The organism is Pseudonocardia sp. DxW (assembly GCF_058448985.1).
Map to the genome: position 1 here is coordinate 1 of NZ_JBZFLK010000016.1, position 13,630 is coordinate 13,630.

At 68.3% G+C, this 13,630-nt stretch carries 10 protein-coding genes and 2 pseudogenes; 2 read left to right on the plus strand and 10 right to left on the minus strand.

The features are described 5' to 3' along the window. The 7 genes from ACVJO7_RS23240 to ACVJO7_RS23270 all read right to left on the minus strand — a co-directional run. A partial coding sequence (locus tag ACVJO7_RS23240; protein ID WP_491674626.1) for a hypothetical protein occupies window positions 1-933 on the minus strand: 933 nt, incomplete at its 3' end. Then, entirely contained in the window at window positions 930-2,177 is a 1,248-nt protein-coding gene (locus ACVJO7_RS23245) for a tyrosine-type recombinase/integrase (protein ID WP_491674627.1), read from the minus strand. The genes ACVJO7_RS23240 and ACVJO7_RS23245, both read right to left, overlap by 4 nt. 673 nt (window positions 2,178-2,850) lie before the next feature. Continuing rightward, window positions 2,851-4,512, minus strand: coding sequence for an AMP-binding protein (locus ACVJO7_RS23250; RefSeq protein WP_491674628.1), 1,662 nt, complete (start codon window positions 4,510-4,512; stop codon window positions 2,851-2,853). A 126-nt stretch (window positions 4,513-4,638) separates the two neighbouring features. Beyond that, window positions 4,639-5,943, minus strand: coding sequence for a bifunctional 3,4-dihydroxy-2-butanone-4-phosphate synthase/GTP cyclohydrolase II (locus ACVJO7_RS23255; RefSeq protein WP_491674759.1), 1,305 nt, complete (start codon window positions 5,941-5,943; stop codon window positions 4,639-4,641). 114 nt (window positions 5,944-6,057) lie between these two features. Further along, window positions 6,058-7,011 carry a LipP1 family hormone-sensitive lipase gene (gene lipP1, locus ACVJO7_RS23260; RefSeq protein WP_491674629.1) on the minus strand — a complete coding sequence of 318 codons (954 nt, stop codon included), beginning with the start codon at window positions 7,009-7,011 and terminating at the stop codon, window positions 6,058-6,060. A gap of 33 nt (window positions 7,012-7,044) precedes the next feature. Next, the gene (locus ACVJO7_RS23265; RefSeq protein ID WP_491674630.1) at window positions 7,045-7,749 is read right to left on the minus strand and encodes an alpha/beta fold hydrolase; all 705 of its coding nucleotides are present in this window, start codon (window positions 7,747-7,749) and stop codon (window positions 7,045-7,047) included. Window positions 7,750-7,829: 80 nt separating this feature from the next. After that, window positions 7,830-9,077 carry an LLM class flavin-dependent oxidoreductase gene (locus ACVJO7_RS23270; RefSeq protein WP_491674631.1) on the minus strand — a complete coding sequence of 416 codons (1,248 nt, stop codon included), beginning with the start codon at window positions 9,075-9,077 and terminating at the stop codon, window positions 7,830-7,832. Between the two features lie 179 nt (window positions 9,078-9,256). On the opposite strand from ACVJO7_RS23270, the gene ACVJO7_RS23275 reads away from it, so the two are divergent. Continuing rightward, complete coding sequence (locus ACVJO7_RS23275) at window positions 9,257-9,886, plus strand: TetR/AcrR family transcriptional regulator (RefSeq protein WP_491674632.1); 630 nt, start codon at window positions 9,257-9,259, stop codon at window positions 9,884-9,886. Window positions 9,887-10,053: 167 nt separating this feature from the next. Here ACVJO7_RS23275 and ACVJO7_RS23280 read toward each other — a convergent pair. Beyond that, a pseudogene (locus ACVJO7_RS23280) lies at window positions 10,054-10,646 on the minus strand (AMP-binding enzyme); the annotation flags it as partial. Between the two features lie 56 nt (window positions 10,647-10,702). Between ACVJO7_RS23280 and ACVJO7_RS23285 the strand changes: the two are divergent. Continuing rightward, window positions 10,703-11,148, plus strand: a pseudogene (locus ACVJO7_RS23285) (phosphotriesterase family protein). A 115-nt stretch (window positions 11,149-11,263) separates the two neighbouring features. Here ACVJO7_RS23285 and ACVJO7_RS23290 read toward each other — a convergent pair. Both ACVJO7_RS23290 and ACVJO7_RS23295 read right to left on the minus strand, forming a co-directional pair. Next, entirely contained in the window at window positions 11,264-12,313 is a 1,050-nt protein-coding gene (locus ACVJO7_RS23290) for an alcohol dehydrogenase catalytic domain-containing protein (protein ID WP_491674633.1), read from the minus strand. Then, window positions 12,310-13,599, minus strand: a complete 1,290-nt coding sequence (locus ACVJO7_RS23295; RefSeq protein WP_491674634.1) for an acyl-CoA dehydrogenase family protein — start codon at window positions 13,597-13,599, stop codon at window positions 12,310-12,312. Before ACVJO7_RS23295 ends, ACVJO7_RS23290 begins: the two co-directional genes overlap by 4 nt. Window positions 13,600-13,630: the final 31 nt, after the last annotated feature.

Sequence of the window (13,630 nt, forward strand, 5' to 3'; positions counted from 1 at the left end):
GAGGTCCTTCCAGAACACGTTGGCCAGCATCCGAGCCAGATTGTCCCGGGTGGCGTAGTCGTGGGTGGGCTCCAGCTCGGTCAGGTAGTCGATCAACAGAGCGCGCACCGGTGCGCTGGCTACCTGGTAGCGGTCGACGAGCTCGGTCGCAGATAGTCTCCGGGAGCGGAGCAGCACCTCGATGGTGTCCGGTTCCCCTGCCAGCAGGCCCGCGGCGCGGGCATGATGCCAGGCCATCGCGACTCTGCTGCGGGAGGTGCTGCGGCCGGTGGCATCGAGGAAGTCGCGGTGATGCAGCATGTGCTCGGCACGGATCTGTTCGACGCCGATGCCGTGCCGGATACAGATCCGGACCAACACCGTTGCACTGGACCGTAGCAGCTGCTTCGACGCGTTCGTTGCGGCCCCAGCGGCGAAGAACCGCTCCCAGACCTGCCGATCGTGGTAGTCGGTCCAGTCCCACCACAGCTTGGTCAGATGCGCGGTCAGCAACCATTCGTCGCTGGGACGAATCACCCCGAGCAGGATCAGCGCGCTGGCCGCGACGCGGATGCCCGGGCGTCTGCGCGGGTTGGACAGCCCCGGCGCCCAGTCCGGCCCGCCCTGGTCCGCGCCGCTGGCCACCCACCGCTGCTGATAGGAGCTCCCGTGAAGGGAATCCAGCCAGTCCAGGAACAGCAGCACGTGCCGGCGCGCCGCCGCGACGGTGTCGGAACGGTGGTCGAGGCCGAGAAAGTTGCGGGAGAGCTCACCGGCGGCGACGGCGATCCGCTCGCGTTCCTGCTCGGTGGCTGGTCGTTCAAACCAGGGATGCGGCGGGTCACGGTGAGGAGCGCCATCGGCACGGTCAACGGTGCCGGCCATCGTTTGCGTGCGCACGCCGCCTGCGGCTACTCCGGCTTCGGTTCCGGTGTCGGCGTCGGTCTTGCTCATGCGTCGGGTCCGGTGACCGTGTCCTGGCCGAACAGAACCGCCAGATCGGCCGGGTCGTAGCCGATGGCTGGACGTGGCGGTGGTGCGGGCGGACGTGCGTAATGCGCGAGCAGCCGCTCGACCAGGTCTTCCATCCGGGTTCGCAGATAGACCTGGGTCGTGCTCAGTGATGCGTGCCGCATCAGCTCCTGCACGTCGGTGATCAGCAGTGTCGGGTCGGCCGCTAACCGGTAGGCATACGTGTGCCGTAGGTCGTGGAAGGTGATGTTCGTGCCCAGCGCGGTGTTGGCACGCTCGAGCACCTGCCGCAGCGACCAGTAGGTCATCGGGCGCGGTTGCCCGCGCAGGGCCAGCCACAGCGGATCCGCCGGGCCGAACCCGCCCGGACGGTCCGCCAGATACAGACTGATCCACATCAGCGAGTCCGGGGAAGTCCGGACCGGTTGGTACTCCCGACGGCCCTTACCGATCACCTCGATCGTGTGGGTATCGACCTGCACCCCACACGGGCGCATCGACAGCATCTCCGCCGCCCGCGCCCCGCTGGAGACCGAGGTCGACACGATCGCCCGATCTCGCACCGTAGGGAGCTGGGCGAAGAACTCGTTGAACAACTCGTCCGGGACTGCCCGGGGCGCGCGCTGCTCGCGCTTCTGCCGATACGGCGCCCGGCGCTGCGGTTGCGGAGTCTCCATCGGACCCTGCCGGGTCCGCAGCTCCCGCGTGCGCCGAGCCGGTGACCTGGGCACCGGATTGGCCAACGGCCCCAGCCCGGTTGCTACAGCGAACTCGTAGAACTCGCTGACCACCGACAACAAGTGATCAATCGTGGCCGGCGCGTACTCGTTCCGCAGGTAGGGCTTCGCGGTCCGGGGATTCACCGACCCGGCCGGTGGACGCGTCCCAGCCTGCCCGGCCCGGGATCGCCGCCGCTGCGGATTGTCGGCCATGCGGTACCACCGCACGACATCGCGGACGTCGGCGAGGCTGGCAGCCGCCCAGTCGACGTGCATCGCATCCAGCAACCGAAACCAGGCGAGTAGGTCATATGCATACGAGCGCAACGTCCCCGGCGAGTAATCACTGGCTGCCAGCTCGATCAGCCACCGCGACACCGCATCGATCTCGACACCGTCGGGACCGAGGACCGCCCACGCCTGGTCGGTGCGGCCCGTGGCCGCAACCCGACCGCTCGGCAGGACGACGAGATCAGACACTTCGCGGACTGGATTCAGATCGTCCATTCCCGACCGACCCTTCCTGACAGGCGACCAGCAGGTTCCGGCGGTGGCGACCCTGGCACCACGCCTAACGAGCGCCGGATCAACTTTGATACGCCCGCCGCCGCGGACCTCGAACAGCCACCGTGCGAGTCCACCGACGCATCTGAAATCGCGTGCGGCGTTTGCGACTGCGCAATCTCACGCGGGCGTCCGGACGGACGGGTGCTGGGCTCCTGTGACCTCGACCGGGACGAGGCCGCCGCGAACCAGCCGATCAACCGCCTCGACACCGCCGAGGAGATGGCAGCCGCCGTGCTGGGGCTGTACAGCCCCGCTGCCAGCTCGCCGTCGGCGTCGCCCTCCCCGTCGACGGCGGCCACACCGCCCGCTGACCCCACCGGCCCACTCGTTCTGGTGAGTCCCACTGGCGACCTGGTTCGCCCAGACGGCTCTGGGAAGCGCCCGCCGCCGTTCACCCAGCGCAGACTTCGGCGCGCCCGTGGCCTCGGCCTTCACGGCTGCCATCCAGGGGGTCAACGTTCACCCGGAGCCCGCGAGTCAGGATTCACCTGGAGCACACCGGCTCGACCATGCGCGAACTCGGCCGCACCGCCGCGGACCTCTGCGCAGGCGCTGTCGTCTGACCCTCCCAAACCTGTGAAAGGACCTTCCATGAGCTCACTGAGCTCCCGCCTCAGGTACTCCGCACGGCTGCGGCGTCGCCGATGCCGAGCAGGTCGACCGACTTCTCCCGCATCTCCACCTTGCGGACCTTGCCGGTGACCGTCATCGGGAACTCGTCGACGGCCAGCACGTAGCGCGGGATCTTGTAGTGCGCGAGCTTGCCGGTGGCGAACTCGCGCAGCGACTCGGCGGTCATCTCCGCCGCGCCCTCGCGCAGGATGACCCAGGCGCAGAGCTCCTCGCCGTAGCGCTCGTCCGGCACCCCGATGACCTGTGCGTCGAGGACGTCCGGGTGGGTGTAGAGGAACTCCTCGATCTCGCGGGGGTACACGTTCTCCCCGCCGCGGATCACCATGTCCTTGATCCGGCCGGTGATGTTGACGTACCCCTCGTCGTCCATCACGCCGATGTCGCCGGTGTGCATCCAGCGAGCCTGGTCGATCACCTCGGCGGTCTTCTCCGGCTGGTCCCAGTAGCCGAGCATCACCGAGTAGCCGCGGGTGCACAGCTCACCGGCCTCGCCGCGGGGCACGGTCTTCCCGTTCGCCGGGTCGACGATCTTGACCTCCAGATGCGGGTGCACCCGGCCGACGGTGGAGACCCGGCGGTCCAGCGAGTCGTCGGCCCGGGTCTGGATCGACACCGGCGAGGTCTCGGTCATGCCGTAGCAGATCGTCACCTCGCCCATCCCCATCCGCTCCACGACCTGCTTCATCACCTCGACCGGGCACGGCGAGCCGGCCATGATCCCGGTGCGCAGGCTGGACAGGTCGTAGGACTCGAACTCCGGGTCGTTGAGCTCGGCGATGAACATCGTCGGGACGCCGTAGAGCGAGGTGCAGCGCTCCTGCTCGACGGCCTTCAGCGTCGCCTTCGGGTCGAAGCCCTGGGCCGGGATGACCATGGTGGAGCCGTTGGTGGTGCAGCCCAGGTTGCCCATGACCATGCCGAAGCAGTGGTAGAACGGCACCGGGATGCAGACCCGGTCGTGTTCGGTGTAGCCGCACAGCCGGCCGACGTAGTAGCCGTTGTTGAGGATGTTGTGGTGCGACAGCGTCGCGCCCTTCGGGAACCCGGTCGTCCCGGACGTGTATTGGATGTTGATCGGGTCGTCCGCGGTGAGCGACGCCTGGATCTCGGCCAGCTCGGCCCGGTCGGCAGCGGCACCGCCGTCGGCCAGCGCCGTCCACTCGTCCGACCCGATGATGACGACGCGCTGCAGGTCCGGGCAGTCCCCCCGGACCTCGCCGATCATCTTCTCGTAGTCCGAGGTCTTGAACGCGCTCGCCGCGACGAGCGTCGAGATCCCGGCCTGCTTCAGCACGAACTCGAGCTCGTGCGTCCGGTAGGACGGGTTGATGTTGACCAGGACGACGCCGAGCTTCGCGGTGGCGTACTGGACCAGTGTCCATTCGGCCATGTTCGGCGCCCAGATGCCGAGCCGGTCCCCGGTCCGGACGCCCGCGGCGAGCAGGCCGCAGGCGAGCCGGTCGACGTCCTCGCGCAGCTGGGAGTAGGTCCAGCGGCGAGCGGTCGCCATCTCGACCAGTGCGTCGTTGTCGCCGAACGCCGCGGCGGTGCGGTCGAAGTTGTCGCCGATGGTGTCACCGAGCAGCGGGGTGTCCGAGGTCCCGGAGGCGTACGAGAGCAGTGGCAGACCCGTGTCGGCCATGGTCGATCTCCTATCGCTACGTTCTGGTTGCGGCGGTACCTACCGTTCGGCGGCTCGTCGGGTTGCATTCCGGCTGTGAGCCGAGTGTCGTCGTGTCGGGCGGGGACGGGGCATACCCCGCACAGGTCACGAGACCTCGATCCCGCCGAGCCGATGGTCCAGGCGAGTCCTCTTCGTGGCCAGGTAATGGAGGTTGTCGGGGTTCGGCGCGACAATGATCGGCTCTCGTCCGGCGATACGGATGCCGTGTGCTGCGAGGCCGCGGTACTTGACCGGGTTGTTGGTCATCAGGCGGATGTTGTGTACGCCGAGGTCGCCGAGGATCTGTGCGCCGATGCCGTACTCCCGACTGTCGACGGGCAGGCCCTGTGCGGTGTTGGCATCTACGGTGTCGAGGCCGGCGTCCTGCAGCGTGTAGGCGCGTAGCTTGTGCGACAGGCCGATCCCCCGGCCTTCGTGGCCACGCAGATAGACGATCACGCCACGTCCACGCTCGCCGATCAGACCGATCGCCGCGTCCAGCTGCTCGCCGCAGTCGCAGCGCCGGGACCCGAAGACATCGCCGGTGAGACACTCGGAGTGAACCCGGACGAGAACCGGCTCGGCGTCTGGCTCACCGCGCTGGTTGACGTCACCGAGGATCAGCGCGACGTGCTCGATGCCGTCGGTGGTCGACCGGAACGAGACCGCGGTGAACTCGCCGTGGTCGGACGGTATGCGTCCCATCGCCTCGCGTTGCACGAGGGCGTCGCGCCGCCGACGGTAGGAGACGAGGTCGGCGACCGACAGGGTGACGATGTCGTGTTCGGTTGCGAACCGACGCAGCTCTGGCCGACGCGCCATGGTGCCGTCGTCGTTTGTGATTTCGGCGAGGACTCCGACCGCTTCCAGCCCGGCGAGCCGGCACAGGTCGACGGTGCTCTCAGTGTGTCCGCCGCGCTGGAGCACGCCACCCGGCCGGGCGATGAGGGGGAAGACGTGACCCGGACGGCACAAATCCGTGGGGCGGGTCGCCGGGTCGGCCAGAGCCCGGACGGTGAGGGCGCGGTCCGCCCCCGACACTCCCGTCGTCGTGCCCGCGCGCAGGTCGACCGAGACTGTGAAGGCCGTCCCCTTCGGATCGTCGCCGTCGACCACCATGGGAGGCAGCTGCAGCTCCTCGGCACGCTCTTCGGTGACCGCGACACAAAGCAGGCCGCTGGTATGGCGGATCATGAACGCCATCTGCTCGGCCGTGGCCAGCTCGGCGGCCATGATGAGGTCGCCCTCGTTCTCGCGGTCCTCGTCGTCGACCACAAGAACGAGCCGACCGCGACAGAGCTCGGCGAGTGCCCGCTCCACGCGTTGTTCGGATGTGGTGGGGCCCGGTGACCGCTTCTCGCCCGTCGAGCCTGTGCCCACGGTGCTACCTCCATGAATAACTCTGTTCACACACGCCAAGGACGCTGCCGATGACGACGGCGGTGTCCGGTGCGCAGCCATCAGCCGCTCACCGGACACCGGACACCGGTCCGACTGACTACCGATGTGGCCGTCCCTGCGAGGTCAGCCGATGGACGAGACTCCACTAGGCTCGAAAGCCCGAGTCAGATGTGCGACGGCGTCCTCTACCGCTTCGTCGGTACGGCTCAGCACTCCGACCATGCTGAAGAATCCGTGGAAGACCCCGGGGTAGCGCTTGAGGACGACGTCGCCCCCGGCCTCGCGGAGCCGTTCGGCATACTGCTCACCGTCGTCCCGAATCGGGTCCTGCTCGGCGGTGAGTACGAAGGCGGGCGGAAGCCCGGCCAACGAGGAGGCGTTGGCCGGGGTGGCACGGGGATCGACCCGGTCTGCCTCGTCGCGGAGGTACTGTCCCCAGAACCAGGTCACGTCCTCCGAGGTCAGCATCGGTGCGGAGGAATGTTCGACCCACGACGGTCGCTCGACCGCATACTCCGTGGCCGGGTAGGCCAGCAGCTGGAGGGCGATCGACGGTCCACCCCGGTCTCGGGCGAGTAGGCAGATCGCCGCGGACAGGTTGGCCCCCGCGCTGTCGCCGCCGACGGCGATCCGTCGCGGGTCACCGCCCACCTCGTCTGCATGGGTGGCCACCCACTCGACTGCGGCGTAGCAGTCGTCGACGGCCGCAGGGAACTTGTGTTCCGGTGCGAGGCGGTAGTCGACCGACACCACTGCGCAGCCAGCCTTGGCCGACAGTGTGCGACAGAGCGCCTCCACACCGTCAAGACCGCCGATGGTCCAGCCGCCTCCGTGGTAGTAGACCAGTACCGGAAGGCCTTCGGTCGGACCTGGTCGGTAGACGCGTATCGGGATCGGGCCGCCCGGGCCGGGGACCGTCCGGGCCTCGACGGAGTGTAGCGGCGGGGGAGGTGGGCTCTGCTCGCCGAGCTGGTCGACGAACGCGCGGGCCCCCGTGACACCGAGTGAGTACAGCGGGCCCGGCATGAGCGAGGACAGATTCTCGGCCAGTTCCTGGGCATCAGGGTCGAGCGCCATGGAGGAACTCCTTTCGTACTCGGTCGGCTCAGCTCAGGCCAGGAAGTCGAGAACTCGGCGACTGACCGATTCCCGCTGCTCGACGTGGGGGTAGTGGGCGGCGCCCTCGACGATCTCGACCTGCGCGGCTGGAAGGTGGCGGCGGAACTCTTCGGCGTAGCGCGGAGGAACGAGCCCGTCCTCAGCACCCCACAGCAGCAGCGCCTCGGCCCGGACCCGGCGGAGACGCTTGGCCAGGCCCCGTTCGGGGATCGGTGAGGTGAAGTGAGCGACGCTCGACAGAGATACAAACTGTTTGATGACCTGCGTCTGTGCCTCGGCGACGTCGTCGGACGGCGTGATGCGCTCGGCGACCTCAGGCTTGGTGACGTCCGACCAGAGCTGCGAGAGCAGGACTTCTGGTGAGACGGTGATGAAGTCCTCGACCGGGACCTCGTCGGTCCACAGTCCCATGCTGTCGATCAGAACCAGCTTGCGGACCTTTGCCGGGTGGGCCGCCGCGTACTCGGCGGCGATCATCCCGCCGTAGGAGTGCCCGATGAGGTCGAACGGGACGTCGAGGCCGAGGTTCTCGAAGAGCTCGTCGTAATAGAGGACGAGGTCGTGCATGTCGTCGAGGAGTTCGAGGTCTCCTGGCTCCTCGGCACCCGGGTTCGCCGGAGCCAGGACATGGTGTGCACCCGCGAGATCCTCGAGGAAGCCCGGCCACTCCTGACCGAACGGACCGTGCAGGAACACGACCGGTGATCCACTGCCCTCACCGATCACCGGGTTCGGGCTGAACGCGCCACTGAGCGCGACACGGTCGGACGCAGTGGTCATCGTGCCTCCCCCGTGGACACGGCGGCGGGCGCCGACTGGTTGCGCGTGGCGCCGGACGGCCACCAATGGTCCTCGTAACCCTTGTCCTTCCAGACCTCGCGAAGCCTCGGCATCACCTTCTCGGCGAACAACTTGGTACTGCTCTTGGTGAGCTCAGTCGGCATCGACTGGATCTGCATCAGCGCGATGAGGTGGCCGATGTGCAGGTCCTTGATCGCCTCGATCAGCTGCTCGGCCACGGTGTCCGGGCTGCCACAGATCGCGGCACCCGACTCGATCGAGTCCTTGAAACTCGGATCCTTCTTCGTCAGGAACGGGCTGGAGCTACCCGCCTTGGCCAGCATGTTCTCCAGGCTCTTCTTCGTGACGTAGCCCGGTGCCATCAGAAAGTGCTGCGGGATGTGCATCGACTTGTTGTAGAAGTTCTCGATGTGCTTGCCGTAGAGCCGCTCGGCCTCGGCGTCGGTGTCGGCGACAGCGATGAACTGGGCGAAACCGGCCCGGTACGGGTTGTCGTCGAGCCCGCTCTCCTCGATGACGTCCCAGAACCCCTGCATCAGCGACTTCGCGTACTTGGCGCCGTTGAAGCTCAGGTAGCTGTAGGCGAGGTCGTACTTCGCGGCGTACTGGTAGGTCTCCAGAGACCCGCCACCCGCAAGCCACATCGGCGGGTGCGGATTCTGGTAGGGCACCGGCCACGGGTTGACGTGGCGGATCTTGTTGAACTTACCGTTGAAGGGGAATGGACCGGGGCGGGTCCAGGCCTGACGCAGCAGCTCCATGCCCTCGTACCAGCGGGGCCGCACCTGATCCGGCGGAAGACCGGCGACGCCGCACGTGTCCATCGCCGACCCGACCGGCAGGCCGGCGATCATCCGGCCTCCGCTCATGCAGTCCAGCCAGGCGATCTCCTCCGCTACCCGCATGGGAACGGTCGTCGGCAGGGTCATACCGAGGATGCAGATCGCCGCATCGGACTGGCGGCGGGCCAGCGTCGCCGCTGTGACCGCGGGCGAGATCGGAAAACCGTAGACGTTGGAGTGGTGCTCGTTCGTGCCGATCCCGTCGAACCCGAGATCGTCGGCGTACTCCAACTCGTCCAGGTTCCAGTGCAGGTACTTCCTGACCTGCTCCGGGTCGCACAGCTCGCGGTTGGGCGGAGTCACCCAGCTGCTCTCGTAGCGTTGCTTGAAGTCGGCGGGCAGGTCTCGATACCCCTGCATGTGGAACCAGATGCTCTTCAAGATCAGCTTCCTCTCGGCGCGTCGTCATTGGCGTGACCAGGGAGAACTGCAACCAGCTCCGAGTGAGCTAGCTCTCACAACTGTCTCGGAGGACATACTGTTGTGTCAACCGTCTCCTTGTTGTCGTGATCGTTAAGGTGTTGGGCGGGTGAGACTTCGGTGCCGGTATCGTCGCCGCCATGGCTTCATCGCCCCATGACCGGCCCGGAGCAAGGCTCACGTTGCGCGACGAGCAGCGCGACGTGACCCGGCGGCGGCTCGTATCCGCAGCCAAGGTCGTCTTCGAGCGGACCGGGTACGGACAGGCGACGGTCGGCGACATCGCTAACGAGGCTTCGATCAACCGGGCGACGTTCTATCTGCACTTCAACAACAAGTCAGAGGTGTTCAAGGCGGTGGCCGCGCAGGTGACCGCGGAGACCGCGCCCTACTGGCGGCTACTCGACGACGCGCTGATCCAGGACTCACGCAACGCCGTCCGGGAATGGCTCACCATCGCCGTGCGTTGGTGGGACGACAACGCCGCCTTTCAGCCGGCGTGGCAGGAGGCCACGGTAGCCGACCTAGACATCGCAGCCGGGTGGAAAGGAATGTTCGATCAACTCGCGCTCGAGCTTGAGCGATACCTCGACCGCCTCCCACCCGCCGAACGGGACGATGCACGGACTCGCGTTCAGCTCCTCGTCGTCCAGCTCGATCAGATCTGTTTCCGCTGGCGAGTTCAGCGGGTCTTCGAAGCCGATCAACAGCGCCTGCTCGACCTGCTCACCGAGATGTGGTGCGCGGTCCTGCGCATTGATGCGCCGTGATCAGGACAGGCGACGCGGGGTCGCCCGGCTTCCCGTCGCCGTCCTCCAGTTCGAGGAAACGCTCATTGTCCGATGCGTTGTTCACGAAGAGGGTGACACCATGTCGCATGGCTTGTGAGTTCTCCTATCGGTCTCGGCAGGTAGGTGGGGAGTAGAGGCGGCGCCGCTCAGGACCCTGTTTCCACGACCACCACCCTTCGTAGCTGCGGGGACTGGTCGTCGCGCCATTCGGTGAGCTGGGTTTGCCCGGTGGCGGCCAGTTCCTCGCGGCTGCGCAGGTCGACGCGACGGATCTTGCCGGACAGGGTCTTGGGTAGCTCGAGGAACTCGATGCGTCGGACCCGCTGGTAGGGAGCCAGGTTCTCTCGGGCGTGTTTGAGGATCTCGAACGCCGTCTCCTTCGACGGCTCGTAGCCGGTGGCCAGACCGACGTAGGCCTTGGGCACGGCGAGGCGGAGTTCATCCGGAGCGGGGACGATCGCCGCTTCCGCCACGGCGGGATGCTCGATGAGCACCGACTCCAGTTCGAACGGGGAGATCTTGTAGTCCGAGGCTTCGAACACGTCGTCGGTGCGGCCGATGTAGAAGATGTAGCCATCCTTGTCGCGGGAGGCGACGTCGCCGGTGTGGTAGTAGCCGCCGGCCATGGCCTCCGCGTCGCGTTCCGGGTCGCCCTGGTAGCCGGTCAGCAGGCTCATCGGCGCTTCGCCAGGTCGACACAGATCTCGCCCTCCTCGGTGGGCTCCCCAGGATCGAGCAACTATCCGAGTCGACGGCCCGGCAGTATGCGCTGGCCGTCTGGGGTTGAAGGGCACGATGTCGGAGGCGGAGCTGCACCTGCTGGCCGGGCGGCTGCCGGACGGCGAGGTGATCGCCGCGCAGATCGCGAAGGCGCACCTGCGCACCGGCGCGGTGATCTCGACCCACTCGCACGCCGGCACCCGCCAGGGCCTGGTCCAGCAGGAGGTCCTGGCCGACGCCGGGGTCGACCTCGGCCGGGTGGTGATCGGGCACGCTGGGACAGCGCGGACCTCGACTACCTGCTGCGGCTGGCCGACGCGGGGTCCTGGCTGGGCATGAACCGGTTCGGGTTCGCCCCCGCCGCGTCCTTGGAGCAGCGCATCGACGTCGTCGTCCGGCTCTGCGAGCGCGGCTACGTCTCGGGGATGGTGCTCCCGCACGACACCAACGTGGTGTCGGACATCGTCCCCGACGAGCTGTGCCGCAGGCCGACATGGCGGCGGACTGGCACTACCGCCTGATCCCCGACCGCGTCCTGCCGGCCCTGCGCGAGCGGGGCGGACATCGAGGCCATGATGGTCACCAATCCCCGGACCATCATGGACACGTCATTCTGAGCGGAGACCGCCGCGACGGTCACCGCGGGTCGTGGGTGATGACGACCCGCATGGCCGACGAGGACCGGTCCCGCAGGGTGGCGAGGCCGTCGGCGTAGTGATCGAGGGGGAACCGGTGGCTCACCCCGCCGTCGAGGTGCAGCGTGCCGGCGTCCATCAGGGCGAGCACGTCGACGATGTCCTGCTGTAGAAAGCCGATCGAGCCGGTGAGGCCCAGCTCGCGGGCCACCAGGGTCTCCAGCCGTACCGAGAGCGCGAGCCGGTCCGGCGACACGCCCACCGCCACGCAGCGCCCGCCGGGTCGCAGTGACCGCAGGCACTGCTCGACGACCTGCACTGATCCGACGACGTCGAACGCCGCGTCGACCCCGCCGTCGGACGCCTCGACCACCTCTCGGGCGGGGCGCCCGACCCGGGCGTCGACGACCTGGTGGGCGCCGAGGGCGAGGGCGCGCTCCAGCGCGCTGTCTTGGGTATCGACCGCGATCACCCGGGCGCCGAACACCTGGGTGAGCAGCATGATCGCGTGACCGCCGAGACCTCCGGCGCCGTAGACCGCGACGGTCTCCCCGGGGCGTACCGCGGCGCCCCGGATAGCGTGCATTGGGGTCGCGACGGCGTCGGTGACCACGGCGCCCTCGGCGAACCCGATCCCCTCGGGCAGCGGCACGCAGTTGGCCGCCGGGGCCAGGAAGTACTCGGCGTGCGCCCCGTTGGCGCCGACCCCCAGGATCGCGAGCCGGGCGCAGAGGTTCGGCCTATCGCGCCCGCATGCCGCGCAGTCCCCGCAGGAGAGCATCGGGTTGACGACCACGCGCTGCCCGATCTCGACATCCTCGACGCCGGGGCCCACGGCGTCGACCACGCCGGCGGGCTCGTGCCCCAGGGTGATCGGCAGGAAGCCGGTCGCGGTGCTGCCCTCGATCAGGTGCAGGTCCGACCCGCAGATGCCGCAGGCACGCATCGCAATGCGTACTTCGCCGCGCCGCGGAGCGGGTACGGGCACCTCGACGATCCGGGGGTCGGTGCCGACGGCCTCTTGCCGGACGGCACGCATGAGCGGGGTCATGCGGACGCGGCCTCGAGCAGCCACCGGAACCGCTCGCGCGCCTCGTCCCGTCGGGTCGGGACGTGCTCGCTCGGCACGTCGTCCTTCGGCGCCGCGTAGCCCTTGAGGATGAGCCGGGCGACGCTGTCGCGGTGCACCTCGTCCGGACCGTCGTAGAAGCGGGCGGCGCGGGCGGCCCGGTACATCGACTCCAGCGGCAGGTCGGTGGAGAAGCCGAGCGAGCCGTGCACCTGGATTGCGCGGTCGATCACGTCGTGGAGGACCCGGGCGCCGAAGTACTTGATGTAGGCGATCTCCTTGCGGGCGGCGGCGAAGCCCTGCGTGTCGGCGATCCAGGCGGCGTGCAGCGTCATCAGCCGGGCGGCGTGCATCTCGGCGGCGGAGTCGGCGATCCAGTCCCGGATCGTCCCCTTCTCACCGAGCACCCCGCCGTGGGCCCGGCGGTAGGTCGCGCGCTCGCACATCATGTCGAAGGCGCGCCGGGCCTGGCCGAGCCAGCGCATGCAGTGGTGGATCCGGCCCGGCCCGAGCCGCTGCTGGGCGACCGCGAAACCCGCGCCGCGCGCTCCGAGCATCGCCGAGGCGGGCAGCCGCACGTCGGTGAGTCGCATCTCGGCGTGGCCGGGGAAGTAGCCCGCGCGGGGGTGCGGCTCCTCCATCGTCCCGAGGGGCCGCACGACCTCCATGCCGGGGGTGCCCGCCGGGACGATGAACTGGGAGACGCGGCCGTGCCGCGGCCCGTCGGGGTCGGTTACCGCGACCACGATGACGAAGTCCGCGGTCTCCGCGTTGCTGATGAACCACTTGTGGCCGTTGATCACCCAGTCGTCACCGTCGGGCACCGCGGTGGTGGCCAGCTGGGTGGGATCGGACCCCGGCGTGTCGAGCTCCGTCATCGCGAACGACGAGAGCATGTCGCCGGCGAGCAGGGGCTCGAACCAGCGCTCCTTCTGTTCGGGGGTGCCGGACAGCGCGAGGATCTCGGCGTTGCCCGAGTCCGGTGGCTGGTTGCCGAACACCAGCGGGCCCAGCGGGGAGGTACCGAGGATCTCGTGCATGAGTCCGAGCTTTAGCTGCCCGAAGCCCTGCCCTCCGTGCTCGGGTGAGAGGTGGGCGGCCCAGAGACCGCGCTCCTTGACCTGCTCGCGCAGCGGCGCGATCGCGCGGCGCAGCTCCGGCCAGGGCAGGTCGAGGGTCTCCAGTGGCCAGATCTCGGTTCGGACGAACTCGGTCATCCACGACAGCTTCTTCTCGAAGTCCTCGTCGGTGGAGAAGTCCCATGCCATCGTCGTCTCCAGGGGGCGTCGGGGGAGTGGG